The organism is Klebsiella sp. F11, assembly GCF_056712265.1.
Genome location: NZ_CM160060.1, coordinates 456,438 through 481,595, shown reverse-complemented (window position 1 = coordinate 481,595; position 25,158 = coordinate 456,438). Strand labels below are relative to the sequence as shown.

Genomic DNA, 25,158 nt, shown 5'->3' with positions numbered 1-25,158 from the left:
TTATCCCTTTTCTTCACGCAGTGAGTTAAAGTTACTCAGCAACTCATACGTTTCTACCAGCGGTAAGCCGACTACGGCATGATAGCTGCCATTAATCTTCCTGACGAAACAGCCACCCAGCCCTTGAATACCGTATGCACCTGCTTTATCTAAAGGTTCGCCGCTGGCGACGTAGCCGGCGATATCCTGCTCGCTCAGCAGGCGGAAGGTCACCTCTGTAATCACCAGACAATCCAGCGCCTGCCGTTTATCCGCCAGGGCAACCGCGGTCATCACCTGATGCGTTTTGCCGGAAAGCAGGTGCAGCATCTCTGCGGCGTGCCCGGCATCGCGCGGCTTTTCCAGCACTTCGCCGTTAAGGATGACAATAGTATCCGCCCCCAGCACCGGCAGATCGCGCGACGCCAGCGCCACGCCTGCCTGCGCTTTTTCACGCGCCAGGCGAGTCACGTAATGCTGAGCGCTCTCCTGCGGCTGGCGTTGTTCCTCAATACCGGGAACCACGCGCTCGAAAGAGAGCCCCATCTGAGTCAACAGCTCCTGTCGACGTGGAGAACCTGAAGCAAGATACAGAGTTGTCATATCAACCTTATTGCACCGCAAATTGCTGACGTACTTTACGCATTAGCAGGAATAGCCATGGCCAGAGCACACCATTTACTACACTACTCCAGAACACTTCCGGACGGAAAGAGACGTTGATCACTAAAAACTCTGCCCAGAAAACAACGATGTCCACCGCAAGTGAGAGCATCATCACCACCAGCGCCTGCTGCCAGAGCGCCAGATTACGGAACAGCTGATATTTCAGAGCGACCAGATAAGCGATGATACTTAACGATAGCGCGCGAACGCCCAGCGTCGAGCCGCTGATGAGATCGAGAACAGCGCCCATCACGAAGCCGGTGCCGACGTTCACCCGATGCGGCAGCGCGAGGATCCAGTACAGCAGGATCAGCAGAACCCAGTTTGGCCGGAAGACGCTGATGTCCGCCGGCCAGGGCATGAGCTGTAGCAAGAGTGCAATAAGAAACGAGAGCCAGATAACCCAGCGTCCCTGGCTACGGTAGCTTGCCACTATTGCCCCCCTGCAGGCAGAGGTTTCGCGGGTGGCGTCAGGCCGGTAGCAGGGGCCGGCATTTGTGGTCCGACGGAATCCGGCGCGGGCAGAACCTGCGGCATCATCTGCATCAGGCGTTCATTCGCGACGCGATGAACCTCTTCCGGAGTCATCGGGTTGGAGCCGTTACGATCGGCCCCCCACAGCAGCAGCAGATAGCGCAGGCGCTGCAGACCCGCGGTCGGGCGAGCCTGAATAACGGTATACGCGCGCTGCGTATCCAGCTTGACCGAAGAGACCACGCCCACCGGATACCCTTCTGGGAAACGGCCGCCAAGACCTGAGGTCACCAGCACGTCGCCGACGCGAATATCGGTATTCGCCGGCAGATGCTCCAGCTGCAGATCGTCCGTACAGCCATTACCGGCGGCAATCACGCGGATATCGTTGCGCAGCACCTGGATCGGCAGCGCATGGGTAGCGTCACAGATAAGCAGCACGCGGCTGGTCATCTTCGCGACGGCCACCACCTGGCCGACAACGCCCTTATCGCTGATGACCGGCTGGCCTTCGTAAACGCCGCTGACGCTGCCTTTATCGATAACCACCTGATCGCTATAGGGATCGTTAACCGTTGAGATGACCTGGGTCACCATTTTTTGCTCGTCCTGACGCAGCGGGGAGCCCAGCAGTTCACGCAGGCGCGCGTTCTCCTGCTTGTACTGGCCCAGCATCAGCAGGTCGCTGTTCTTCAGCAACAGTTCCTGACGCAGCGCGCGGTTTTCCAGTTCGAGCTGATCGCGGGTGGCCAGCGTTTGCGATACGCTATCCAACAATTCCCGGGGACCATTAGAAATAAAGTAGAAAGGACTGACGGCTGTATCCATGTACGTTCTAATCTGGCTGAACGTACCCAGGCGGCTGTCGGCGATAATCACGCCAAGCGCCACCAAAACCGCCAGAATAAGGCGAATCTGTAGCGACGGGCCACGGCTAAAAATTGGCTTCATAGGCTATGCGTATTCTCGTGTCAGTTAAGACCAGGGGCAACCCTTGAGCCACCCCGGACCTTCGGCTGACTACTCTTCGCTAAACAAGTCGCCGCCGTGCATATCGATCATTTCCAGCGCCTTACCGCCGCCACGCGCGACGCAAGTCAGTGGATCTTCTGCAACTACGACAGGGATCCCTGTCTCTTCCATCAGCAGGCGGTCGAGGTTGCGCAGCAGCGCGCCGCCGCCGGTCAGGACCATACCGCGCTCGGAGATATCAGAAGCCAGCTCTGGCGGGCACTGCTCGAGAGCCACCATCACCGCGCTAACGATACCGGTCAGCGGCTCCTGCAGCGCTTCGAGAATTTCGTTGGAGTTCAGGGTGAAGCCGCGGGGAACGCCTTCGGCCAGGTTGCGGCCGCGCACTTCGATTTCACGCACTTCATCGCCCGGGTAAGCGGAGCCGATTTCATGCTTGATACGCTCTGCGGTCGCTTCGCCGATCAGGGAGCCGTAGTTACGACGCACGTAGTTAATGACGGCTTCATCGAAACGGTCGCCGCCAATACGCACGGAAGAGGAGTAAACCACGCCGTTCAGGGAGATAACCGCCACTTCCGTGGTACCGCCGCCGATATCCACCACCATCGAACCGGTTGCTTCAGAAACCGGCAGGCCGGCACCGATCGCGGCCGCCATCGGCTCTTCGATCAGGAAGACTTCACGGGCGCCAGCGCCCTGAGCGGATTCGCGGATTGCACGGCGTTCAACCTGGGTCGCACCAACCGGTACGCACACCAGAACGCGCGGGCTCGGACGCATGAAGCTGTTGCTATGCACCTGTTTGATGAAGTGTTGCAGCATTTTTTCGGTAACAAAGAAGTCGGCGATAACGCCGTCTTTCATCGGGCGAATCGCCGCGATGTTGCCCGGCGTACGCCCGAGCATCTGCTTCGCTTCATGACCGACAGCGGCGACGCTTTTCGGCGATCCGGCACGATCCTGACGAATGGCCACAACGGAAGGCTCATTCAATACGATGCCTTGTCCTTTTACATAGATAAGGGTATTCGCGGTACCCAGGTCAATGGACAGGTCATTGGAAAACATGCCACGAAATTTTTTTAACATACTAAGGGATAATCCTGAAAGCTGGGGCGGAAAACAAAATCCGCTTACTTTACCAACCACACGCAGCAGCGACAAGGCGCAAAAATCATCTGCTACGGTGAAAATTAGTGCAGTTCATTTCCTTTGTTACAAATTTTCCGGCTCCGTTCGCTGCTGAAATTTTCAGCAGCGCTCCGCGCTTCGATTTGCAACCTGTCAAAGGTCATTGACTGGCATTTACGTTGCGATAATCCGGCAGGTAGACAAGCACACCCCCTTCACTATAGCGCGCGTTATTCTACGTGAAATCACGCTAAACGGCAGATCAAACCGAGTATCTTTGCGAATATTTTTTCACATTTGTGTCAAGTGGCTGTGAGGCGGCAAAAAATTCCCCCTGGCCACCGGTAACGCCGCATTGAGACAGGACCTGCCACTCGCTGCGGCTGCGTACTCCGGTTGCAAAAACCTGGACCGGCATGCCCTTGCAGGCCTCCACCAGGCTCTGAACCAGCAGCTGGTTCTCGCTGCGTTTTTCAATATTACGCGACAGGCCCTGATGTAGCTTGATGACTTCGACGTCCAGCTGCTTGATCCAGCTGGTTCCAACCAGCGTCAAGCCGGCCTGAACCACGGCGACGCGTATACCTAAAGCGTTAACCAGCCGCATAACCGGCTGCAGGCGGCCGATATATTGACAAACATCTGCCTCTGCAAGTTCAAAAATAATGCGCTGACGCTGCGATTTTTCACACTGCATCAAAGTATCGCGCAACCAGCGCTGGAATCGAGGACGAATCAGCGATTCCACCGTCACCTGTAAAGCGAGGTTTTCATCCGGCCAGAAGCCTAAAAACGGCAGCAGCCGGGTGATCTGCAGGCGGTCATACTCCTCCGCCAGGCCAAACTGCAGCACCATCGGCATATATTCCGCCGCAATCACCTCTTCCGTGCCGTCGTACAGGCGGGACATCAGCTCGCGGTGATGAACGCGGCCGTCGCGATTCACCGCCGGCTTCAGATAGAGCCGCGGCCCGCCGCGGCTGAGCATCTGTTCAATCAGGGTACGCCAGCGCACGTTGCCACGCCCTTTCTCCGGCAGCGAATCATCATACACCGTCCAGCTATTGCTCCCCTGCAGAACCGCGTTGCGCGTTGCGGCCTCCGCGCGCTCCATCACCTGGGCCGTGGTCTGTCCGCTGCGGAAGGCGCAAATACCGATGTGCATCATGTCATCGCGATCGAGGATCCGCGTGGGCGGCAGCGCGTCCATCGCCTTCAGCAGCAGACCGGCGATGCTGTCTGCCTCTTTCAGGGTGCGGTGCGGCAGCAGGACGGCAAAATCGCTGCGGTGATAGCGTGCCAGCAGCGCGCCGGGATAGCGCATAATAAAAGTAGAAAGTAGATTGATAAGCGTGAAATAGTGCTCCTCCGCAGCGGCGCGTCCCCAGTTATCGCGCAGCAAATCGAACTCCGGCAGGCGGATCATCATCACAATGCCGTACGAGCCGACTTTTTCCTGATCTTCCAGCAGCGTGGCGAGCTGGTTATCGAAAAACAGGCGGTTATTGAGTCCGGTTTTGGTGTCCTGAGCGGCATAGGAGCGAATAAGCGTATCCATACGGCTTCGCTGATCGCTGGCAAATTGCAGTTCGGATAGCAGCATATCCAGCGCGCTGCTGGTGCTTACCGGCCACTCGTGCACCGATCCGCGCACCTGAGGTCCGCGCTCACCGTTAAGGATCCGCGTCGCCCGCAGCTCCAGCAGCTCCTGTCCTGACAGCTGACGACGGATCCAGCGAACGGAAAAAAAGATCATCAGCACCATAAAGCCAATGGCGACGGAGAGCGGTCCGGTAATGTGCAGCGAGCGGAAGTAATTGGCCATCGGATCGAGATAGACCAGATGAAGCGTGATGCCGGGGTGCTTTAGCGACGGGACCGTAATTTCCCGAAACTGGTTATTACTGCCCAGCGGGCGGTAGCTGTCGCTACGCGTGTGGGTGTATACCGGTTTGCCGTTAAGGAGAAAATCAACCCGCACAACTTCTACCGGCGTCATCAGCTCATCCATCTGCGGATCGAGCCGGGAAAAGGATGAAGAGATCAGGCGGTTATCCAGCACCGTCGCCACGGCCTGGACGCGATTCTCTACTTTTTGCTGAATACCGTTATAAAAACTCAGCGACGCGCCAATAAGCGTGACAAAGATCGTCAGGCTGGTGAGCAGCGTGAAAAATGCTGAGAATTTCGTCGTTAATCGCATCCCTGTGTTAACTCCGCGTGTGAATGACTGCCCGACAGATCTTCGGACTCCGGTACTGGCGCTTTCCCCAAAGTAAGCACTAACTTTCTAAAGTGCGAGGCATACTATCAAAGCTGACGTATCTGGCAATTTATTGCGTTGTATCGGCGTAATAATGCCGATAGCGAGTATAGTCTGCAGAAAAATTTTTCCAATCTTTGTGCAAATGAAGGAGCCGCATATGCAGGCTTTAATATTAGAACAGCAGGATGGCAAAACTATCTCTTCGGTGCAAACCATTGACGCCAGCCGGCTGCCTCAGGGCGATGTCACCGTCGATATTCAGTGGTCCAGCCTCAACTATAAAGACGCGCTGGCCATCACCGGTAGCGGAAAAATCATCCGCAACTTTCCGATGATTCCTGGCATCGATTTTTCCGGTGTCGTTCATACCAGCGAAGATCCGCGTTTCCACGCAGGCCAGCAGGTGCTGCTCACCGGCTGGGGCGTGGGCGAAAACCACTGGGGCGGCCTGGCCGAGCAGGCGCGCGTGCAGGGCGACTGGCTGGTGGCGATGCCTGAAGGACTGGACGGTCGTAAAGCGATGGCTATCGGTACCGCCGGCTTCACCGCCATGCTGTGCGTGATGGCGCTGGAAGATGCCGGCATTCGCCCGCAGGACGGCGAGGTCGTGGTCACCGGCGCCAGCGGCGGCGTCGGCAGCACCGCGGTCGCCCTGCTGCATCGCCTGGGCTACCAGGTGGTCGCCGTTTCTGGCCGCGAGAGCACCCACGACTATCTGAAAGCGCTGGGGGCGCAGCGTATCGTCGGGCGCGAGGAGTTTGCCGAAACCCGCCCGCTGGAAAAACAGCAGTGGGCCGGCGCAGTCGATACCGTTGGCGACAAGGTGCTGGCGAAGGTGCTGGCTCAGATGAACTACGGCGGCTGCGTGGCCGCCTGCGGCCTGGCCGGCGGCTTTGCGCTGCCGACGACGGTGATGCCGTTTATTTTGCGTAACGTCCGTCTGCAGGGCGTTGATTCGGTGATGACGCCGCCCGCGCGCCGGGCTGAAGCCTGGCAGCGGCTGGTTCGCGATCTGCCTGAATCCTTCTACGCGCAAAGCGCCACGGAGATTACGCTCGCCGAAGCGCCGGCCTTTGCCGGGAAGATTATAGCTAACCAAATCCAGGGCCGGACGCTGGTGAAAATCGCCTAATATGCAATTTTTCGTGACATATTCGCGATAACTCTCCGCCTCCGTCATGCTTAGGAAAAAGCATGCCGGAGGATGTCATGAAAAACAAAAAGCTAACGGAAGCCGACGTCACGGCAGAATCCGTGTTTATGCTGCAGCGTCGCCAGGTTCTGAAAACCCTGGGGATTACCGCAACGGCCCTTTCCCTTTCCCCCACGGCAAAAGCCGATCTTCTCGATTGGTTCAAAGGTCACGACCGCCCTCCCGCGCCGGCGGGCAAAGCGCTGACCTTCAACAAACCCGCCGAGTGGCAAAACGCGCTGCCGCTCACGCCGGAGGATAAGGTATCCGGCTACAACAACTTCTATGAGTTCGGTCTGGATAAAGCCGATCCGGCGGCCAACGCCGGCAGCCTGCGCACCGATCCGTGGACGCTGACCATCGGCGGAGAGGTTGCCAAACCGCTGACGCTCGACCATCACGATCTGACCACCCGCTTTCCGCTCGAAGAGCGTATTTACCGGATGCGCTGCGTCGAAGCCTGGTCGATGGTGGTGCCGTGGGTTGGCTTCCCGCTGCATAAGCTGCTGGCGCTGGTTGAGCCCACCAGCAGCGCCCGCTACGTGGCGTTTAAAACCGTCTACGCCCCCGACCAGATGCCGGGGCAAAAAGATCGCTTTATCGGCGGCGGCCTGGCCTATCCTTATGTAGAAGGCCTGCGCCTGGATGAGGCAATGCATCCCCTGACCCTGCTGAGCGTAGGCGTCTACGGCAAGGCGCTGCCGCCGCAAAACGGCGCGCCGATACGGCTGACGGTGCCGTGGAAATATGGTTTTAAAGGGATTAAGTCGATTGTCAGTATCGAACTCACCCGCGATCGGCCGCCGACCACCTGGAATCTGGCGGGACCGGATGAGTACGGCTTTTACGCCAACGTCAATCCGCACGTCGATCATCCGCGCTGGTCGCAGGCAACGGAACGCTTTATCGGTTCCGGAGGCGTGCTGGACGTCAAGCGCCAGCCGACGCTGCTGTTCAACGGCTATGCTGACGAAGTGGCATCGCTCTACCGGGGCCTGAATTTGCGGGAGAATTACTAGTGCGTCTGAACGTAAAACAGATTATCTGGCTGAAGGTCATTCTCCACCTGGCCGGATTTCTCCCCTTTCTCTGGCTATTCTGGGCCGCGCAGCAGGGGTACTTCAGCGCCGACCCGGCAAAGGATATTCAACACTTTACCGGTAGGATGGCTCTTAAATTTCTGCTGGCAACCTTGCTTGTCTCACCGCTGGCGCGCTACGCTAAACAGCCGCTGTTGATTCGTACCCGTCGCCTGCTGGGATTATGGTGTTTTGCCTGGGCGACGCTGCACCTGACCAGCTATACGCTGCTGGAGCTGGGTATTAACAATCTGGCGCTGCTGGGTTCTGAGCTGGTTAGCCGGCCATACCTGACGCTGGGTTTTATCAGCTGGCTTACCCTGCTGGCGCTGGCGGTGACGTCGACTCAGGCGCTGCAGCGAAAATTAGGCCGACGCTGGCAAACGTTGCATAATTTCGTCTATCTGGTGGCGATTCTCGCGCCCATCCACTATCTATGGTCAGTGAAGATATTGTCCCCCCAGCCGTTGATCTATGCCGGGCTGGCGGTTGTGCTTTTAGCATGGCGTCACAAGAAGTTCCGCCAGTGGTGGCGCTAATCCCCGGATATGTGCAGTTTCCCGCAGATCTTTTATCAACCGCGACTCTTTTCACGATAGCGGTTGATAATCTTCCCTGATAAGACCAGTATTTAGCTGCCAAATGCTACGAAATCGTTATAATGTGCGACTTTGGTTTTCCTGACAGGGTTTTCTGACCCTGAAAAGGTGACAAGTGCGTTTCGAAGGTATATTTTGTTTTTTACCCGAGAATGGCAGGAGATAGCCGCACAATGGCTGACAAGTTTCGCATTTTGCTTTTGAACGGCCCCAACCTTAACATGCTTGGTACACGTGAGCCCGAGAAGTATGGCACCCTCACGCTTTCTGAGATTGTTAACCGTTTGGGATCGGAAGCCGCGGCTCTGAACGTGGCGCTGGATCACCTGCAATCAAATGCGGAGTACGCGCTAATCGACCGAATTCATCAGGCTAAAGACGCTGTAGACTATATCCTGATTAATCCGGCCGCGTTTACGCACACCAGCGTGGCAATCCGCGACGCGCTGCTTGCGGTGAGCATCCCGTTTATCGAGATCCACCTGAGTAACGTGCATGCCCGCGAACCATTCCGTCATCACTCCTATCTGTCGGATATCGCCGCAGGCGTTATCTGTGGATTGGGGGCGGACGGTTATTCATACGCTTTACAGACGGCGGTAAAACGCCTGTCACAATCACACTAAACAAAGAGTACGGAACCCACTCATGGATATTCGTAAGATTAAAAAACTGATCGAGCTGGTCGAAGAGTCTGGCATCAACGAACTGGAAATTTCTGAAGGTGAAGAGTCTGTGCGCATCAGCCGCTCGGCTCCGAACACCGGCTATCCAGTGATGCAGCAGGCTTATGCCGCTCCGATGATGCAGGCGCAGGCACCCGCTGCCGCAGCACCGGTAGCCGCGCAGGCAGAAGCCCCGGCGAAAGCGGAAATCAGTGGTCACATCGTACGTTCCCCGATGGTTGGTACTTTCTACCGCACCCCGAGCCCGGACGCGAAGGCGTTCGTGGAAATCGGCCAGAAAGTCAACGTGGGCGACACTCTGTGCATCGTCGAAGCAATGAAAATGATGAACCAGATCGAAGCCGACAAAGCCGGCGTGGTGAAAGCCATTCTGATCGAAAGCGGCCAACCGGTAGAATTTGACGAGCCGCTGGTAGTCATCGAGTAACGAGGCGAACATGCTGGATAAAATTGTTATCGCCAACCGTGGCGAGATTGCACTGCGTATCCTGCGTGCCTGTAAAGAACTGGGCATCAAGACCGTCGCTGTGCACTCCACTGCGGATCGCGATTTAAAACACGTACTGTTAGCGGATGAGACGGTCTGTATTGGCCCGGCTCCGTCCGTAAAAAGCTATCTGAATATCCCGGCGATCATCAGCGCAGCTGAAATCACCGGCGCGGTGGCGATTCACCCGGGCTACGGCTTCCTCTCGGAAAACGCCAACTTTGCTGAGCAGGTTGAACGTTCAGGCTTTATCTTTATCGGTCCGAAAGCCGACACCATTCGTCTGATGGGCGATAAAGTGTCGGCGATCACCGCCATGAAGAAAGCCGGCGTGCCGACCGTTCCTGGCTCCGATGGCCCGCTGGGCGACGACATGGAAGCTAACCGCGCCCATGCGAAGCGCATCGGCTATCCGGTGATCATCAAGGCCTCCGGCGGCGGCGGCGGTCGCGGCATGCGCGTGGTGCGCAGCGATGCCGAGCTGGCGCAGTCCATCTCCATGACCAAAGCTGAAGCGAAAGCCGCTTTCAGCAACGACATGGTGTATATGGAAAAATACCTGGAAAATCCTCGTCATATCGAGATCCAGGTACTGGCTGACGGCCAGGGTAACGCCATCTATCTGGCCGAGCGCGACTGCTCCATGCAGCGTCGTCATCAGAAAGTGGTCGAAGAAGCGCCGGCGCCGGGCATTACCCCGGAACTGCGTCGCTACATCGGCGAGCGCTGCTCCAAAGCCTGCGTTGATATCGGCTACCGCGGAGCGGGTACCTTCGAGTTCCTGTTCGAAAACGGCGAGTTCTACTTCATTGAAATGAACACCCGTATTCAGGTTGAACACCCGGTAACAGAAATGATCACCGGCGTGGACCTGATTAAAGAGCAGCTGCGGATTGCCGCAGGCCAGCCGCTGTCCATCAAGCAGGAAGAAGTTCAGGTTCGTGGCCATGCGGTTGAATGCCGTATCAACGCCGAAGACCCGAATACCTTCCTGCCGAGCCCGGGTAAAATTACCCGCTTCCACGCGCCGGGCGGTTTCGGCGTGCGCTGGGAGTCTCATATCTACGCCGGCTACACCGTGCCGCCGTACTATGACTCAATGATCGGCAAGCTTATCTGCTACGGTGAAAACCGTGATGTGGCGATTTCACGCATGAAAAATGCGCTGCAGGAGCTGATCATCGACGGCATCAAAACTAACGTCGATCTGCAGATTCGCATCATGAACGACGAGCACTTCCAGCACGGTGGGACTAATATCCACTATCTGGAGAAAAAGCTCGGTCTGCAGGAAAAATAATCCTGTATTGCAGCAAAAGGCCGGATAACCCGGCCTTTTTTCTTTTTCTCTCCCCTCCTCTTTTCCATGCGGTACAATCCCCGCTTTCTTCATCCTCCCGGGACTAAAAAATGGACAATCGTTTTGTTCAGGCCCACAAAGAAGCGCGCTGGGCGCTGTGGCTGACCCTTCTCTATCTTACCGCCTGGCTGGCCGCGGCCTACCTCCCTGACAGCGCAATCGGCATCACCGGGCTGCCGCACTGGTTCGAAATGGCCTGCCTGCTGGTACCGCTGGTATTTATCCTGCTGTGCTGGGCGATGGTGCGTTTCATATTCCGCGATATTCCGCTGGAGGATCGCGATGCAGCTTGAAATCGTCGTCATCCTGATTGCCTATCTGTTCGTGGTCTTCGGCCTGTCGCTTTACGCCATGCGCAAACGCAGCAGCGGCAGCTTTCTCAGCGAATATTTCCTCGGCAGCCGCTCCATGGGCGGCTTCGTACTGGCCATGACCCTCACCGCCACCTATATCAGCGCCAGCTCGTTTATCGGCGGGCCTGGGGCTGCCTACAAGTACGGGCTCGGCTGGGTGCTGCTGGCGATGATCCAGGTACCGACGATCTGGCTTTCACTGGGGATCCTCGGCAAGAAATTCGCCATTCTGGCTCGGCGCTACAATGCCATCACCCTCAACGACATGCTGCAGGCTCGCTACCAAAGCCGCGCCGTCGTCTGGATCGCCAGCATAAGCCTGCTGGTTGCCTTCGTCGGGGCGATCGCCGTGCAGTTTATCGGCGGCGCGCGCCTGCTGGAGACCGCGGCGGGAATTAAATATGAACACGGCCTGCTGATCTTCGGTATCACGATTGCCCTGTACACCGCATTCGGCGGCTTTCGCGCCAGCGTACTCAACGACACCATGCAGGGCCTGGTGATGCTGATCGGCACGATCGTGCTGCTGGTCGGGGTGGTCCACGCTGCGGGCGGCCTGCATCACGCCGTTGATACCTTACAAAAGATCGATCCGCAGCTGGTCTCGCCGCACGGCGTCGACGGTATCCTTACCCCGACCTTTATGACCTCATTTTGGGTGCTGGTCTGCTTCGGCGTTATCGGCCTGCCGCACACTGCCGTACGCTGCATTTCCTATAAAGACAGCAAAGCCGTTCACCGCGGGATCATCATTGGCACCGTGGTCATCGCTCTGCTGATGTTTGGCATGCACCTCGCCGGCGCGCTGGGTCGCGCGGTGCTGCCGCACCTCACCGTTCCCGATCGGGTGATCCCGACGCTGATGGTCCAGGTTTTACCGCCGTGGGCCGCCGGTCTGTTCCTGGCGGCGCCGATGGCGGCAATCATGTCGAACGTTAACGCCCACTTATTGCAGGCATCGGCTACGATCGTTAAGGATCTTTGGCTCAGCGCTCGGCCGGCCAAAAGGCATAATGAGCAAAAGCTGAAAAGGATCTCCACCGCCACCACCCTGGTTATCGGGATCCTGATGATGCTGGCCGCCTGGCGGCCGCCGGAGATGATCATCTGGCTCAATCTGCTGGCCTTTGGCGGCCTGGAAGCGGTGTTCTTATGGCCGCTGGTGATGGGTCTGTACTGGGAGCGCGCTAACGCGACCGGCGCCCTCAGCGCCATGATCGTTGGCGGCGTACTCTACGCCGTGCTGGCGACGTTCAATATTCAATACCTGGGCTTTCATCCGATTGTGCCCTCGCTGCTGTTAAGCTTGCTGGCTTTTGTGATTGGCAACCGCTTCGGTCTGTCCGTCCCACCGGCCCCTATTATGACTACTGATAAATAAAGAGTTTTGCCATGCCATGGATCCAACTGAAACTGAACACAACCGGCGCACACGCTGAAGAGTTAAGCGATGCGCTGATGGAGGCCGGTGCCGTCTCTATCACCTTCCAGGATACCCACGATACGCCGGTGTTCGAACCGTTGCCGGGGGAGACCCGCCTGTGGGGAGACACCGACGTTATCGGCCTGTTCGATGCGGAGAGCGAGATGAACGAAGTCATCGCCATCCTTGAGCAGCACCCGCTTCTGGGCGCCGGCTTCGCGTACAAAATCGAGCAGCTGGAAGACAAAGACTGGGAGCGCGAATGGATGGACAACTTCCATCCGATGCGCTTCGGCGAGCGGCTGTGGATTTGCCCAAGCTGGCGCGACGTGCCGGATGCCAACGCGGTTAACGTGATGCTCGATCCGGGTCTTGCCTTCGGTACCGGTACCCACCCAACCACCTCCCTGTGTCTGCAGTGGCTGGACGGGCTGGATCTGGCGGGTAAAACGATTATTGATTTCGGCTGCGGTTCCGGGATCCTGGCGATTGCCGCCCTGAAGCTCGGCGCGGCGAAGGCCATCGGCATCGATATCGACCCGCAGGCGATTCAGGCCAGCCGCGATAACGCCGAACGTAACGGCGTCTCAGAGCGTCTGGAGCTCTATTTACCCCAGGATCAGCCAGAGGCTCTCAGCGCCGACGTCGTGGTCGCCAACATCCTGGCTGGCCCATTACGCGAGCTGGCTCCGTTAATCAGCGTGCTGCCCGTGGCAGGCGGCCTGCTGGGCCTCTCCGGCATCCTTGCCAGCCAGGCTGACGGCGTCTGCGAAGCCTACGCCGATCGCTTTAATCTCGACCCGGTGGTGGAAAAAGAAGAGTGGTGCCGGATTATCGGCCAGCGGAAGTAAGCGCCAATGCGGCCTGCGGGCCGCATTTTTGTTTCCAGTAGCCGCCAAATGACGTCAAGAAATGGGAGCCAGATCGCATTACGAAGCGCTTTTTTGGCTACAAAAACAGCGTTTTATGCCGCCAATGAGCCTCTTTTTCTAAGAAAAATAGATAAGTTTTACGATTTTATAATTGGACACAAATTACCCACACCGAATTAACTAAATGATTAATATGGTAATTTATTCAACGCATTTTCGTTACCCCTGGATTCATTGATCTGTGACAGGGGATTGCTCAAAGTTTGGCCTTTCATCTCGTGCAAAAAATGCGTAATATACGCCGCCTTGCAGTCACAGTATGGTCATTTCTTAACTCATGCGCATCGGACACTACCAGCTTAGAAATCGCCTGATCGCAGCACCTATGGCTGGCATTACTGACAGACCATTCAGGACGCTGTGCTATGAGATGGGAGCAGGTTTAACCGTTTCCGAGATGATGTCCTCCAACCCGCAGGTTTGGGAGAGCGACAAGTCCCGTTTACGGATGGTGCACGTTGATGAGCCCGGTATTCGTACCGTGCAAATCGCCGGTAGCGTACCGGAAGAGATGGCCGCAGCCGCCCGTATTAACGTGGAAAGCGGTGCCCAGATTATTGATATTAATATGGGGTGCCCGGCGAAAAAGGTGAATCGCAAGCTCGCAGGTTCAGCCCTCTTGCAGCATCCCGAGCAGGTGAAGTTAATCCTGACGGCGGTCGTCAAGGCAGTGGACGTTCCCGTGACGCTCAAGATTCGCACCGGTTGGGAGCCGGAACACCGTAACTGCGTAGAGATTGCCCAACTGGCCGAAGAGTGTGGCATTCAGGCTCTGACTATTCACGGACGCACGCGCGCCTGCTTGTTTAACGGAGACGCTGAATACGACAGTATTCGGGCAGTTAAGCAGAAAGTTTCCATTCCGATTATCGCGAATGGTGACATTACTGACCCGCTTAAAGCCAGAGCTGTGCTCGACTATACGGGGGCTGATGCCCTTATGATAGGCCGCGCGGCTCAGGGAAGACCCTGGATCTTTCGGGAAATCCAGCATTATCTGGACACTGGAGAGCTGCTGCCCCCCCTGCCGCTGGCAGAGGTTAAGCGCTTGCTTTGCGCTCACGTTCGGGAATTGCATGACTTTTACGGTCAGGCAAAAGGGTACCGAATTGCGCGTAAACACGTTTCCTGGTATCTCCAGGAGCACGCTCCAAATGACCAGTTTCGGCGCACATTCAACGCCATAGAGGATGCCAGCGATCAGCTGGAGGCGTTGGAGGCATACTTCGAAAATTTTGCGTAAACAGAAATAAAGAGCTGACAGAACTATGTTCGAACAACGCGTAAATTCTGACGTACTGACCGTTTCTACCGTTAACTCTCAGGATCAGGTAACTCAAAAACCCCTGCGTGACTCGGTTAAACAGGCACTGAAGAACTATTTTGCTCAACTGAACGGTCAGGACGTTAGTGACCTGTATGAGCTGGTACTGGCTGAAGTAGAACAGCCCCTGTTGGACATGGTGATGCAATACACCCGCGGTAACCAGACCCGTGCTGCCCTGATGATGGGCATCAACCGCGGTACGCTGCGTAAAAAATTGAAAAAATACGGCATGAACTGATACTAGTCAGTTAATTGCTTGAATAAAAGGCGCTCTTCGGCATGGGGAAGCGCCTTTTTACTGCCTCGCGTTTACTCCTTTCCCGCATTCTCCCTCTGAATTAACTGATTCCTGTTATCTACCAGCTGCGCAGTATCCGTCCCTTATCCCGGCACAGATGCCCAGACCGCGCGGGATGCGCTGACGCAGGCTATCGAACAGCATATGGGGTACGGGACAACCTGATATATAAGTCCTCTGCCAGCGGCTCTGCGAGCGCTCACTGACATCACGACGATGTTTCCTCGAGGCGTGCGCGGGATCCGCACCGGCTTACCCTCGTCCCGGTCATCGTTCGCTCACCCTGGCGCCTGCGCACTATGGAAGCGAGCGATCCTTGAGGGGTTGTCGGCGCGTTGTTTTGCGGGCTCAATAATGACGTTTATTTTCAGCCTGGATTATTCACAGAGACAGGTATGCCGGCCAGAAATACCGTTCCGATCGTCGCCTGTGCTAAGGATCTTATGAATACGGCAAAGATGTCGATCTTAAATTTTTATTTAAACCCATGAAAATCAATATTTTACATTAATAAATTATAAAATCGGCCGCCACCGGCTTTATTTCATTATTTTGTTCTGCATTTTTTCTACGCAATTCCCTACTTATCTCCATGATATTTACGTAGCTCATAAATTGAGATGATTTCCTTTATCCAGCCTCCGTATTAGCAATGGTAAAATAGGTTATTCCGTCGTGTATCTCACTCGATGCAGTAAAACGGATTATTCAGAGGTAATATCATGAAGAAATTTATTTTAGTCACGCTGCTGGCAACTCTACTCGCCGGCTGCGCGCATGACTCTCCCTGCGTGCCGGTCTACGATTCCGAAGGCAGATTGGTTCATACCAATACCTGTATGAAAGGCACGACTCAGGATAACTGGGAAACGGCTGGGGCAATTGCCGGCGGCGCGGCGGCGGTCGCGGGCTTAACGCTGGGGATTGTCGCGCTGACCCGTTAATCTTACCATCCCGATGGACAGGGCGTATTCCCGCATGAAAGCACAGATATAGAGAGAGGGCCTGGTCGAGAGATCGGGCCTTTTTTTGATGATAAAGCCCGCTCCGGGAACGCAGGACGCAGCGCTCGCCGGCATTTTAGGCCGATCTGAGCTGTCGTTTATCCATAAATAGCAGGCAAGCAAAAAGGCCCAGTCTTTCGACTGGGCCTTCTGCTCTATTTGATGCCTGGCAATTCCCTACTCTCACATGGGGAGACCCCACACTACCATCGGCGCTACGGCGTTTCACTTCTGAGTTCGGCATGGGGTCAGGTGGGACCACCGCGCTCTCGTCGCCAGGCAAATTCTTCAAAATACTTTTTCTAACTTAAAAACTGGTGCTGATACCCAGAGTCGAACTGGGGACCTCACCCTTACCAAGGGTGCGCTCTACCAACTGAGCCATATCAGCACGCTTAATTTGGTACCGCGCAAAGACTCTTTGGGTCGTTGCTTCGCAACGTTCAAAAGCATTCGCTTTTGTCATTACTCCGTTGAGTAATTAACTACCTCAAAGGTCAGTGCCATACTGCTAATTTGATGCCTGGCAGTTCCCTACTCTCACATGGGGAGACCCCATACTACCATCGGCGCTACGGCGTTTCACTTCTGAGTTCGGCATGGGGTCAGGTGGGACCACCGCGCTGTTGCCGCCAGGCAAATTCTGTTTTCCGACACGCCATAAGGCCTGTCAGTTAATCTGTATCAAGCTGACTATTCGTCTCACGCCAAAACAGCTTCGGCGTTGTAAGGTTAAGCCTCACGGTTCATTAGTATCGGTTAGCTCAACGTATCGCTACGCTTACACACCCGACCTATCAACGTCGTCGTCTTCAACGTTCCTTCAGGACTCTCAAGGAGTCAGGGAGAACTCATCTCGGGGCAAGTTTCGTGCTTAGATGCTTTCAGCACTTATCTTTTCCGCATTTAGCTACCGGGCAATGCCATTGGCATGACAACCCGAACACCAGTGATGCGTCCACTCCGGTCCTCTCGTACTAGGAGCAGCCCCCCTCAATTCTCCAGCGCCCACGGCAGATAGGGACCGAACTGTCTCACGACGTTCTAAACCCAGCTCGCGTACCACTTTAAACGGCGAACAGCCGTACCCTTGGGACCTACTTCAGCCCCAGGATGTGATGAGCCGACATCGAGGTGCCAAACACCGCCGTCGATATGAACTCTTGGGCGGTATCAGCCTGTTATCCCCGGAGTACCTTTTATCCGTTGAGCGATGGCCCTTCCATTCAGAACCACCGGATCACTATGACCTGCTTTCGCACCTGCTCGCGCCGTCACGCTCGCAGTCAAGCTAGCTTATGCCATTGCACTAACCTCCTGATGTCCGACCAGGATTAGCTAACCTTCGTGCTCCTCCGTTACTCTTTGGGAGGAGACCGCCCCAGTCAAACTACCCACCAGACACTGTCCGCAACCCGGATTACGGGCCCACGTTAGAACACCAGCCATTAAAGGGTGGTATTTCAAGGATGGCTCCACGCAGACTGGCGTCCACGCTTCAAAGCCTCCCACCTATCCTACACATCAAGGACCAGTGTTCAGTGTCAAGCTATAGTAAAGGTTCACGGGGTCTTTCCGTCTTGCCGCGGGTACACTGCATCTTCACAGCGAGTTCAATTTCACTGAGTCTCGGGTGGAGACAGCCTGGCCATCATTACGCCATTCGTGCAGGTCGGAACTTACCCGACAAGGAATTTCGCTACCTTAGGACCGTTATAGTTACGGCCGCCGTTTACCGGGGCTTCGATCAAGAGCTTCTCCTTACGGATAACCCCATCAATTAACCTTCCGGCACCGGGCAGGCGTCACACCGTATACGTCCACTTTCGTGTTTGCACAGTGCTGTGTTTTTAATAAACAGTTGCAGCCAGCTGGTATCTTCGACTGAGTTCAGCTCCACGAGCGAGTCGCTTCACTTACCATCAGCGTGCCTTCTCCCGAAGTTACGGCACCATTTTGCCTAGTTCCTTCACCCGAGTTCTCTCAAGCGCCTTGGTATTCTCTACCTGACCACCTGTGTCGGTTTGGGGTACGATTTGATGTTACCTGATGCTTAGAGGCTTTTCCTGGAAGCAGGGCATTTGTTACTTCAGCACCGTAGTGCCTCGTCGTCACACCTCAGCGTTAAAAGGTTCCGGATTTACCTGGAACCTCCGCCTACATGCTTAAACCGGGACAACCGTCGCCCGGCTAACATAGCCTTCTCCGTCCCCCCTTCGCAGTAACACCGAGTACAGGAATATTAACCTGTTTCCCATCGACTACGCCTTTCGGCCTCGCCTTAGGGGTCGACTCACCCTGCCCCGATTAACGTTGGACAGGAACCCTTGGTCTTCCGGCGAGCGGGCTTTTCACCCGCTTTATCGTTACTTATGTCAGCATTCGCACTTCTGATACCTCCAGCAACCCTCACAGGCCACCTTCAACGGCTTACAGAACGCTCCCCTACCCAACAACGCATACGCGTCGCTGCCGCAGCTTCGGTGCATGGTTTAGCCCCGTTACATCTTCCGCGCAGGCCGACTCGACCAGTGAGCTATTACGCTTTCTTTAAATGATGGCTGCTTCTAAGCCAACATCCTGGCTGTCTGGGCCTTCCCACATCGTTTCCCACTTAACCATGACTTTGGGACCTTAGCTGGCGGTCTGGGTTGTTTCCCTCTTCACGACGGACGTTAGCACCCGCCGTGTGTCTCCCGTGATAACATTCTTCGGTATTCGTAGTTTGCATCGGGTTGGTAAGTCGGGATGACCCCCTAGCCGAAACAGTGCTCTACCCCCGAAGATGAGTTCACGAGGCGCTACCTAAATAGCTTTCGGGGAGAACCAGCTATCTCCCGGTTTGATTGGCCTTTCACCCCCAGCCACAAGTCATCCGCTAATTTTTCAACATTAGTCGGTTCGGTCCTCCAGTTAGTGTTACCCAACCTTCAACCTGCCCATGGCTAGATCACCGGGTTTCGGGTCTATACCCTGCAACTTAACGCCCAGTTAAGACTCGGTTTCCCTGCGGCTCCCCTATACGGTTAACCTTGCTACAGAATATAAGTCGCTGACCCATTATACAAAAGGTACGCAGTCACCCCATAAAAGAGGCTCCCACTGCTTGTACGTACACGGTTTCAGGTTCTTTTTCACTCCCCTCGCCGGGGTTCTTTTCGCCTTTCCCTCACGGTACTGGTTCACTATCGGTCAGTCAGGAGTATTTAGCCTTGGAGGATGGTCCCCCCATATTCAGACAGGATACCACGTGTCCCGCCCTACTCTTCGAACTCACAGAATGTGCATTTTAGTGTACGGGAGTATCACCCTGTACCCTGCGACTTTCCAGACGCTTCCACTAACACACAAACTGATTCAGGTTCCGGGCTGCTCCCCGTTCGCTCGCCGCTACTGGGGGAATCTCGGTTGATTTCTTTTCCTCGGGGTACTTAGATGTTTCAGTTCCCCCGGTTCGCTTCGTTAAGCTATGTATTCACTTAACGATAGTGCAACGAATTGCACTGGGTTTCCCCATTCGGAAATCGCCGGTTATAACGGTTCATATCACCTTACCGACGCTTATCGCAGATTAGCACGTCCTTCATCGCCTCTGACTGCCAGGGCATCCACCGTGTACGCTTAGTCGCTTAACCTCACAACCCGAAGCTGTTTCGTAAAACAGTCGCGTTGCGAAAATTTGAGAGACTCGAACACACCGCTTTTCCTTTCTTATTACGGAGAAAGGAAACAATGTGTCGTTTCAATTTTCAGCTTGATCCAGATTTTTAAAGAGCAAAACTTCGCAGTGCACCTTTTCAGGAACACTCGGAAGTTTTCTTGTTTCGGGCAGTAAAGGATGGTGGAGCTATGCGGGATCGAACCGCAGACCTCCTGCGTGCAAGGCAGGCGCTCTCCCAGCTGAGCTATAACCCCATCGTAATTACTAATCTCTTGTACCGGTAATTCAGACTGAGACAAGGCGTGGAAGGACGAAGCATACTGAGGTATGCGAGTCGTTTCACAACGCAGTATTCAGGATGAATTTGGTAGGCCTGAGTGGACTTGAACCACCGACCTCACCCTTATCAGGGGTGCGCTCTAACCACCTGAGCTACAAGCCTGCAGAGATTTTTTACTGCTTATTTTTCATCAGACAATCTGTGTGAGCACTACAAAGGCAGGTTCTTTCAGGTAAGGAGGTGATCCAACCGCAGGTTCCCCTACGGTTACCTTGTTACGACTTCACCCCAGTCATGAATCACAAAGTGGTAAGCGCCCTCCCGAAGGTTAAGCTACCTACTTCTTTTGCAACCCACTCCCATGGTGTGACGGGCGGTGTGTACAAGGCCCGGGAACGTATTCACCGTGGCATTCTGATCCACGATTACTAGCGATTCCGACTTCACGGAGTCGAGTTGCAGACTCCGATCCGGACTACGACATACTTTATGAGGTCCGCTTGCTCTCGCGAGGTCGCTTCTCTTTGTATATGCCATTGTAGCACGTGTGTAGCCCTGGTCGTAAGGGCCATGATGACTTGACGTCATCCCCACCTTCCTCCAGTTTATCACTGGCAGTCTCCTTTGAGTTCCCGGCCTAACCGCTGGCAACAAAGGATAAGGGTTGCGCTCGTTGCGGGACTTAACCCAACATTTCACAACACGAGCTGACGACAGCCATGCAGCACCTGTCTCACGGTTCCCGAAGGCACTAAAGCATCTCTGCTGAATTCCGTGGATGTCAAGACCAGGTAAGGTTCTTCGCGTTGCATCGAATTAAACCACATGCTCCACCGCTTGTGCGGGCCCCCGTCAATTCATTTGAGTTTTAACCTTGCGGCCGTACTCCCCAGGCGGTCGACTTAACGCGTTAGCTCCGGAAGCTACTCCTCAAGGGAACAACCTCCAAGTCGACATCGTTTACAGCGTGGACTACCAGGGTATCTAATCCTGTTTGCTCCCCACGCTTTCGCACCTGAGCGTCAGTCTTTGTCCAGGGGGCCGCCTTCGCCACCGGTATTCCTCCAGATCTCTACGCATTTCACCGCTACACCTGGAATTCTACCCCCCTCTACAAGACTCAAGCCTGCCAGTTTCAAATGCAGTTCCCAGGTTGAGCCCGGGGATTTCACATCTGACTTAACAGACCGCCTGCGTGCGCTTTACGCCCAGTAATTCCGATTAACGCTTGCACCCTCCGTATTACCGCGGCTGCTGGCACGGAGTTAGCCGGTGCTTCTTCTGCGAGTAACGTCAATTGCTGAGGTTATTAACCTCAACACCTTCCTCCTCGCTGAAAGTACTTTACAACCCGAAGGCCTTCTTCATACACGCGGCATGGCTGCATCAGGCTTGCGCCCATTGTGCAATATTCCCCACTGCTGCCTCCCGTAGGAGTCTGGACCGTGTCTCAGTTCCAGTGTGGCTGGTCATCCTCTCAGACCAGCTAGGGATCGTCGCCTAGGTGAGCCATTACCTCACCTACAAGCTAATCCCATCTGGGCACATCTGATGGCATGAGGCCCGAAGGTCCCCCACTTTGGTCTTGCGACGTTATGCGGTATTAGCTACCGTTTCCAGTAGTTATCCCCCTCCATCAGGCAGTTTCCCAGACATTACTCACCCGTCCGCCGCTCGTCACCCGAGAGCAAGCTCTCTGTGCTACCGCCCGACTTGCATGTGTTAGGCCTGCCGCCAGCGTTCAATCTGAGCCATGATCAAACTCTTCAATTTAAGTTTGATGCTCTTGAATTAAACTTCGTAATGAATTACGTATGTTCACTCAGAGACTTGGTATTCATTTTTCGTCCGAAGACGTTAAGAATCCATGTCACTTTGAGTGCCCACACAGATTGTCTGATAAATTGTTAAAGAGCAGTGCAACGCGGCTTTCGCTCACCGTTGCGAGGTGGAGTATAATACGCTTTCCTCTTGCAGAGTCAATCCTTTAATTCAGGATTTTTCTCTTCAACCGAACCAGCTATCTGCTGTGAAGTGATTCACATCCGCCGTGTCAGTGGGAGCGCATTATAGGGATCCCATTTTATTGCACAAGTCTTTTATCGATCTTTTTTTCCATATGATGTTTTTTTGCCCTTTTCGCAGCGTTATTGTCCGATCTGCTCAGTTTTTACCACAATAAAGGGTTGCAGGCGGCGGAGAAAGCTACCAAAGTCTTCGCACGACCCTGAATTATCGAGGTAAACATGTCCGCAAATTTACGTCCCTATAAAGATTTATTCCCACAAACAGGCCTGCGCGTGATGATCGATGCCACCAGCGTAGCGATCGGCGATGTCAGAATGGCTGATGATGTTAGCATCTGGCCGCTGGTTGCCATTCGCGGCGACGTTAACTATGTGCAAATCGGCGCTCGCACCAATATCCAGGACGGTAGCGTGCTGCATGTCACCCATAAATCATCCTATAACCCACAGGGGAATCCCCTGATCGTTGGCGAAGATGTCACCATCGGCCATAAGGTAATGCTGCACGGCTGCACTATTGGTAACCGGGTGCTGGTGGGGATGGGATCAATTCTGCTGGATGGAGTAGTAATAGAGGATGACGTCATGATTGGCGCCGGTAGTCTGGTACCACAGAACAAGCGACTGGCGGGCGGCTATCTTTATTTTGGCAACCCGGTGAAACAAATCCGCCCCCTGACGGAGGCGGAAATAGCGGGTCTGATCTATTCAGCAAACAACTATGTAAAATGGAAGAACGATTACCTGGATCAGGAAAACCAAACCCAGCCCCGATCGTCTTCCTGCTGATCGCGGATCATCTCATCCGCCTCTTCTTCAAGATCCCAGCGATGTTCGCGAAACTCAGCCAGCCAATGTGCTGGCTCTTTCCCACCAAACCGTTTCTCTAGGGTTACGCTGCTCATTGCACAGGTCAGCTGCATACCATGAACCAATGCGGGAAAAGTAATGCACTGTTTTTCAGTATCCCACTCTTCCCTGTCAGGGAACTGAATCGCCTGATTCATGGATTCAATTCCTTGTGCAAGGTTTGAATCACCGGGGTAATGTCTGGCAGTACGCCATGCCACAGCAGAACGGCATGAGCGGCCTGGGCCACCAGCATGCCTAAACCATCAGCGCACTGTTTCGCCCCATGCTGCTGGCACCAGATCAGAAACGGCGTACTACCCTGCTGATAAAACATGTCGTAGCAATAGACGTGCGCGTTAATTAACGAAGCAGGTATCGCAGGCACCTCGCCGCCAATGCCGCTGGAGGTCGCATTAATAATGAGATCGAACTCATGTTCAGCCAGCGCATCCATTTCCAGCGCACGGATACTGCCGGTATGAGAAAAGAGCGCCGCCAGCTCGTGCGCGCGAGAGCTGGTGCGATTGACAATCGTCACGGCGCAATCGAGGGACAGAAGCGGCAACAGCACGCCGCGCGATGCGCCCCCCGCCCCGATAAGCAGGACGCGAACGCCAGGTTTAATAAAGCCGAGCCGCTCCAGATCGCTCAGTAACCCGACACCATCGGTGTTATCCCCCAGCAAACGGCCATCTTCCAGACGTTTGAGGGTATTCACGGCCCCGGCCAGCGCGGCTCGCTCGGTGAGTTCATCGGCGCGAGCGAACGCCTCCTCTTTAAACGGAACGGTAACGTTGGCGCCTAACCCCCCTTCATTAAAGAAGGCATTCAGGGTACTGATAAATTCATCCCGTGGCGCCAGAATACGCCCGTAGGGATGTGCAATCTGCAGCTGCTGCGCAAAAAGCCGATGGATGGCTGGCGATTTGCTGTGGGCGATCGGATTTCCAAAGACTGCGTAGCTTTCCATCACTTACCCCTGGCGAAAGAGTTCGCCCGACAGGGCGTCGCGAATTTCAGACGGATTCTGACGGCCGCCGGTGACCCCATTAACCACCGGAAAATCGGCGCCAAACTGGGCGTGAACTTCAGCCGTGGTACGACAGGGAGGCTGGCCGGATAAATTCGCACTGGTCGAGACCAGCGGTTTTCCATAGGCCTCGCATAGCTCAACCACCAGCGGGTGATCGGTAACCCGTACCGCCAGCGAGTCAAAGCGCCCGGTCAACCAGCGTGGGGTGGTTTTACGCGCCGGGAAGACAAACGTCACTGGTCCTGGCCAGCAGCTAAAAATCGCCGCCAGCTGCGCCGCGCTAAGCTGAGAGTCATCTATATAAGGACGTAACTGTTCAAAACTGGCAGCGATAAGAATCAGTCCTTTCTCGACCGGCCGCTGTTTGAGGTCCAGCAGGCGCATAACGGCGGTTTCGCTGTCAGGATCGCAGCCAACGCCAAAAACGGCTTCTGTAGGGTAGGCGATGACGTGTTCATTATTCAGAACTGCCACTGCATGGGTGACGGCTTCTGATTGCAGGTTATTATTCACTGAGTTGTTCCGCCGGTATCGGCTTTCCACATTGTTTACTGGCACAAAAGCGTTTAACGCCCTGCGCGGTTTTCTTTTCAATTAATAGCGGATAGTGGCATTCGGGACACTCGCCCGCTATCGGTTTGAAGTTAATGACGAACTGGCAATCGGGATAGCGATCGCAGGAGTGAAAAGTTTTGCCGAAACGAGAGCGACGCTGAACTAAATGCCCCTGACCACACTGCGGGCACGCGATAGCCGTTTCATCAGGTTTATCAATAAGTTCAGTATGCTGACATTGCGGATAGCTGCTGCAGCCAATAAACATACCGAAGCGTCCCTGGCGTAGCACCAGCACGGAGCCACAGGATGGACACTCCTGTCCCTCCAGCACTTTAACGATATGTCCGTCCGCCTGACTTTTCAGGGGACGGACATAGTTACAGTCCGGATAGTGCGAACAGCCAAGAAACGGTCCATGCTTCCCGGAGCGGATTACCAGTTCAGCCCCGCACTGTGGACAGGGCTCATTTTTACGCACCTGAAACAGTGCTGATTTGGTCATAAATACTCGACGTT

Annotated in this window: 22 protein-coding genes, 3 tRNA genes and 4 rRNA genes; 13 read left to right on the top strand and 16 right to left on the bottom strand. The window is 55.0% G+C overall.

Features of this window, described 5'->3' with window-relative positions; translation table 11 throughout:
• The 5 genes from AC1M2H_RS02480 to csrD all read right to left on the bottom strand — a co-directional run bounded on the left by AC1M2H_RS02480 (window position 1) and on the right by csrD (window position 5,428).
• A complete protein-coding gene (locus tag AC1M2H_RS02480) occupies window positions 1–582 on the bottom strand; it encodes a Maf family protein (RefSeq protein WP_480150150.1) in 582 nt (193 codons plus the stop codon).
• A gap of 7 nt (window positions 583–589) precedes the next feature.
• On the bottom strand, window positions 590–1,078 hold the full coding sequence (gene mreD, locus AC1M2H_RS02475; RefSeq protein WP_480150149.1) for a rod shape-determining protein MreD: 489 nt from the start codon (window positions 1,076–1,078) through the stop codon (window positions 590–592).
• Entirely contained in the window at window positions 1,078–2,070 is a 993-nt protein-coding gene (gene mreC / locus AC1M2H_RS02470; RefSeq protein WP_041147460.1) for a rod shape-determining protein MreC, read from the bottom strand. The genes mreD and mreC overlap by 1 nt, the downstream gene beginning before the upstream one ends.
• A gap of 69 nt (window positions 2,071–2,139) precedes the next feature.
• Complete coding sequence (mreB, locus tag AC1M2H_RS02465; RefSeq protein ID WP_002918653.1) at window positions 2,140–3,183, bottom strand: rod shape-determining protein MreB; 1,044 nt, start codon at window positions 3,181–3,183, stop codon at window positions 2,140–2,142.
• A gap of 304 nt (window positions 3,184–3,487) precedes the next feature.
• The gene (gene csrD / locus AC1M2H_RS02460) at window positions 3,488–5,428 is read right to left on the bottom strand and encodes an RNase E specificity factor CsrD (RefSeq protein WP_480150148.1); all 1,941 of its coding nucleotides are present in this window, start codon (window positions 5,426–5,428) and stop codon (window positions 3,488–3,490) included.
• A 220-nt stretch (window positions 5,429–5,648) separates the two neighbouring features.
• On the opposite strand from csrD, the gene acuI reads away from it, so the two are divergent.
• From acuI to AC1M2H_RS02400, 12 genes are all read left to right on the top strand, one after another.
• Window positions 5,649–6,623 carry an acrylyl-CoA reductase (NADPH) gene (gene acuI / locus AC1M2H_RS02455; protein WP_480150147.1) on the top strand — a complete coding sequence of 325 codons (975 nt, stop codon included), beginning with the start codon at window positions 5,649–5,651 and terminating at the stop codon, window positions 6,621–6,623.
• A gap of 77 nt (window positions 6,624–6,700) precedes the next feature.
• Window positions 6,701–7,702 carry a protein-methionine-sulfoxide reductase catalytic subunit MsrP gene (msrP, locus tag AC1M2H_RS02450; RefSeq protein ID WP_480150146.1) on the top strand — a complete coding sequence of 334 codons (1,002 nt, stop codon included), beginning with the start codon at window positions 6,701–6,703 and terminating at the stop codon, window positions 7,700–7,702.
• A complete protein-coding gene (gene msrQ / locus AC1M2H_RS02445; RefSeq protein WP_480150145.1) occupies window positions 7,702–8,301 on the top strand; it encodes a protein-methionine-sulfoxide reductase heme-binding subunit MsrQ in 600 nt (199 codons plus the stop codon). The genes msrP and msrQ overlap by 1 nt, the downstream gene beginning before the upstream one ends.
• Before the next feature lie 233 nt (window positions 8,302–8,534).
• Window positions 8,535–8,987 carry a type II 3-dehydroquinate dehydratase gene (gene aroQ / locus AC1M2H_RS02440; RefSeq protein WP_480150144.1) on the top strand — a complete coding sequence of 151 codons (453 nt, stop codon included), beginning with the start codon at window positions 8,535–8,537 and terminating at the stop codon, window positions 8,985–8,987.
• 22 nt (window positions 8,988–9,009) lie between these two features.
• The gene (gene accB / locus AC1M2H_RS02435) at window positions 9,010–9,474 is read left to right on the top strand and encodes an acetyl-CoA carboxylase biotin carboxyl carrier protein (protein WP_480150143.1); all 465 of its coding nucleotides are present in this window, start codon (window positions 9,010–9,012) and stop codon (window positions 9,472–9,474) included.
• 10 nt (window positions 9,475–9,484) lie between these two features.
• Complete coding sequence (accC, locus tag AC1M2H_RS02430) at window positions 9,485–10,834, top strand: acetyl-CoA carboxylase biotin carboxylase subunit (RefSeq protein ID WP_480150142.1); 1,350 nt, start codon at window positions 9,485–9,487, stop codon at window positions 10,832–10,834.
• A gap of 110 nt (window positions 10,835–10,944) precedes the next feature.
• The gene (locus tag AC1M2H_RS02425) at window positions 10,945–11,187 is read left to right on the top strand and encodes a YhdT family protein (protein WP_480150141.1); all 243 of its coding nucleotides are present in this window, start codon (window positions 10,945–10,947) and stop codon (window positions 11,185–11,187) included.
• Window positions 11,177–12,628, top strand: a complete 1,452-nt coding sequence (gene panF / locus AC1M2H_RS02420) for a sodium/pantothenate symporter (protein ID WP_480150140.1) — start codon at window positions 11,177–11,179, stop codon at window positions 12,626–12,628. Before AC1M2H_RS02425 ends, panF begins: the two co-directional genes overlap by 11 nt.
• An 11-nt stretch (window positions 12,629–12,639) precedes the next feature.
• Window positions 12,640–13,521 (top strand): 50S ribosomal protein L11 methyltransferase, encoded by an 882-nt coding sequence (prmA, locus tag AC1M2H_RS02415; protein ID WP_480150139.1) that lies wholly within the window; start codon window positions 12,640–12,642, stop codon window positions 13,519–13,521.
• A gap of 358 nt (window positions 13,522–13,879) precedes the next feature.
• Entirely contained in the window at window positions 13,880–14,845 is a 966-nt protein-coding gene (gene dusB / locus AC1M2H_RS02410; RefSeq protein ID WP_041147471.1) for a tRNA dihydrouridine synthase DusB, read from the top strand.
• Window positions 14,846–14,870: 25 nt separating this feature from the next.
• Window positions 14,871–15,167 carry a DNA-binding transcriptional regulator Fis gene (gene fis, locus AC1M2H_RS02405; protein ID WP_003855228.1) on the top strand — a complete coding sequence of 99 codons (297 nt, stop codon included), beginning with the start codon at window positions 14,871–14,873 and terminating at the stop codon, window positions 15,165–15,167.
• A gap of 782 nt (window positions 15,168–15,949) precedes the next feature.
• On the top strand, window positions 15,950–16,171 hold the full coding sequence (locus AC1M2H_RS02400; protein WP_041147475.1) for a lipoprotein: 222 nt from the start codon (window positions 15,950–15,952) through the stop codon (window positions 16,169–16,171).
• Window positions 16,172–16,395: 224 nt separating this feature from the next.
• Here AC1M2H_RS02400 and rrf (AC1M2H_RS02395) read toward each other — a convergent pair.
• From rrf (AC1M2H_RS02395) to AC1M2H_RS02365, 7 genes are all read right to left on the bottom strand, one after another.
• A 5S ribosomal RNA gene (gene rrf, locus AC1M2H_RS02395) occupies window positions 16,396–16,511 on the bottom strand.
• A gap of 35 nt (window positions 16,512–16,546) precedes the next feature.
• Window positions 16,547–16,622, bottom strand: a tRNA-Thr gene (locus tag AC1M2H_RS02390).
• A gap of 130 nt (window positions 16,623–16,752) precedes the next feature.
• Window positions 16,753–16,868, bottom strand: a 5S ribosomal RNA gene (gene rrf, locus AC1M2H_RS02385).
• A gap of 91 nt (window positions 16,869–16,959) precedes the next feature.
• A 23S ribosomal RNA gene (locus AC1M2H_RS02380) occupies window positions 16,960–19,866 on the bottom strand.
• Between the two features lie 204 nt (window positions 19,867–20,070).
• Window positions 20,071–20,146, bottom strand: a tRNA-Ala gene (locus AC1M2H_RS02375).
• Between the two features lie 111 nt (window positions 20,147–20,257).
• Window positions 20,258–20,334, bottom strand: a tRNA-Ile gene (locus tag AC1M2H_RS02370).
• A gap of 71 nt (window positions 20,335–20,405) precedes the next feature.
• Window positions 20,406–21,945: ribosomal RNA gene (locus AC1M2H_RS02365) — 16S ribosomal RNA — on the bottom strand.
• Together the 16S, 23S and 5S rRNA genes with 3 tRNA genes alongside form the textbook arrangement of a ribosomal RNA operon.
• A gap of 473 nt (window positions 21,946–22,418) precedes the next feature.
• Between AC1M2H_RS02365 and AC1M2H_RS02360 the strand changes: the two genes are divergently transcribed.
• A complete protein-coding gene (locus AC1M2H_RS02360; RefSeq protein WP_480150138.1) occupies window positions 22,419–22,988 on the top strand; it encodes a gamma carbonic anhydrase family protein in 570 nt (189 codons plus the stop codon).
• Here the strand turns inward: AC1M2H_RS02360 and AC1M2H_RS02355 are convergent.
• Genes AC1M2H_RS02355 through AC1M2H_RS02340 form a run of 4 tightly spaced genes read right to left on the bottom strand, consistent with a single transcriptional unit; the run spans window position 22,949 to window position 25,144 of the window.
• Window positions 22,949–23,206, bottom strand: a complete 258-nt coding sequence (locus AC1M2H_RS02355; protein ID WP_480150137.1) for a DUF1488 family protein — start codon at window positions 23,204–23,206, stop codon at window positions 22,949–22,951. The two genes, AC1M2H_RS02360 and AC1M2H_RS02355, sit on opposite strands and share 40 nt — an antisense overlap.
• Entirely contained in the window at window positions 23,203–24,021 is an 819-nt protein-coding gene (gene aroE / locus AC1M2H_RS02350) for a shikimate dehydrogenase (protein ID WP_480150136.1), read from the bottom strand. Before aroE ends, AC1M2H_RS02355 begins: the two co-directional genes overlap by 4 nt.
• A gap of 3 nt (window positions 24,022–24,024) precedes the next feature.
• Window positions 24,025–24,597 carry an L-threonylcarbamoyladenylate synthase type 1 TsaC gene (gene tsaC, locus AC1M2H_RS02345; RefSeq protein ID WP_426813985.1) on the bottom strand — a complete coding sequence of 191 codons (573 nt, stop codon included), beginning with the start codon at window positions 24,595–24,597 and terminating at the stop codon, window positions 24,025–24,027.
• Complete coding sequence (locus AC1M2H_RS02340; protein WP_480150135.1) at window positions 24,590–25,144, bottom strand: DNA topoisomerase family protein; 555 nt, start codon at window positions 25,142–25,144, stop codon at window positions 24,590–24,592. Before AC1M2H_RS02340 ends, tsaC begins: the two co-directional genes overlap by 8 nt.
• Between the last annotated feature and the right edge of the window lie 14 nt (window positions 25,145–25,158).

Bases quoted from the DNA above. Each gene is read 5' to 3' on its own strand.
- accC (WP_480150142.1), top strand. From the start codon at position 9,485: ATGCTGGATAAAATTGTTATCGCCAACCGTGGCGAGATTGCACTGCGT.
- accB (WP_480150143.1), top strand. From the start codon at position 9,010: ATGGATATTCGTAAGATTAAAAAACTGATCGAGCTGGTCGAAGAGTCT.
- aroE (WP_480150136.1), bottom strand. From the start codon at position 24,021: ATGGAAAGCTACGCAGTCTTTGGAAATCCGATCGCCCACAGCAAATCG.
- mreC (WP_041147460.1), bottom strand. From the start codon at position 2,070: ATGAAGCCAATTTTTAGCCGTGGCCCGTCGCTACAGATTCGCCTTATT.
- AC1M2H_RS02400 (WP_041147475.1), top strand. From the start codon at position 15,950: ATGAAGAAATTTATTTTAGTCACGCTGCTGGCAACTCTACTCGCCGGC.
- AC1M2H_RS02355 (WP_480150137.1), bottom strand. From the start codon at position 23,206: ATGAATCAGGCGATTCAGTTCCCTGACAGGGAAGAGTGGGATACTGAA.
- prmA (WP_480150139.1), top strand. From the start codon at position 12,640: ATGCCATGGATCCAACTGAAACTGAACACAACCGGCGCACACGCTGAA.
- msrP (WP_480150146.1), top strand. From the start codon at position 6,701: ATGAAAAACAAAAAGCTAACGGAAGCCGACGTCACGGCAGAATCCGTG.
- mreB (WP_002918653.1), bottom strand. From the start codon at position 3,183: ATGTTAAAAAAATTTCGTGGCATGTTTTCCAATGACCTGTCCATTGAC.
- AC1M2H_RS02480 (WP_480150150.1), bottom strand. From the start codon at position 582: ATGACAACTCTGTATCTTGCTTCAGGTTCTCCACGTCGACAGGAGCTG.
- csrD (WP_480150148.1), bottom strand. From the start codon at position 5,428: ATGCGATTAACGACGAAATTCTCAGCATTTTTCACGCTGCTCACCAGC.
- AC1M2H_RS02425 (WP_480150141.1), top strand. From the start codon at position 10,945: ATGGACAATCGTTTTGTTCAGGCCCACAAAGAAGCGCGCTGGGCGCTG.
- dusB (WP_041147471.1), top strand. From the start codon at position 13,880: ATGCGCATCGGACACTACCAGCTTAGAAATCGCCTGATCGCAGCACCT.
- aroQ (WP_480150144.1), top strand. From the start codon at position 8,535: ATGGCTGACAAGTTTCGCATTTTGCTTTTGAACGGCCCCAACCTTAAC.
- fis (WP_003855228.1), top strand. From the start codon at position 14,871: ATGTTCGAACAACGCGTAAATTCTGACGTACTGACCGTTTCTACCGTT.
- acuI (WP_480150147.1), top strand. From the start codon at position 5,649: ATGCAGGCTTTAATATTAGAACAGCAGGATGGCAAAACTATCTCTTCG.
- AC1M2H_RS02360 (WP_480150138.1), top strand. From the start codon at position 22,419: ATGTCCGCAAATTTACGTCCCTATAAAGATTTATTCCCACAAACAGGC.
- panF (WP_480150140.1), top strand. From the start codon at position 11,177: ATGCAGCTTGAAATCGTCGTCATCCTGATTGCCTATCTGTTCGTGGTC.
- AC1M2H_RS02340 (WP_480150135.1), bottom strand. From the start codon at position 25,144: ATGACCAAATCAGCACTGTTTCAGGTGCGTAAAAATGAGCCCTGTCCA.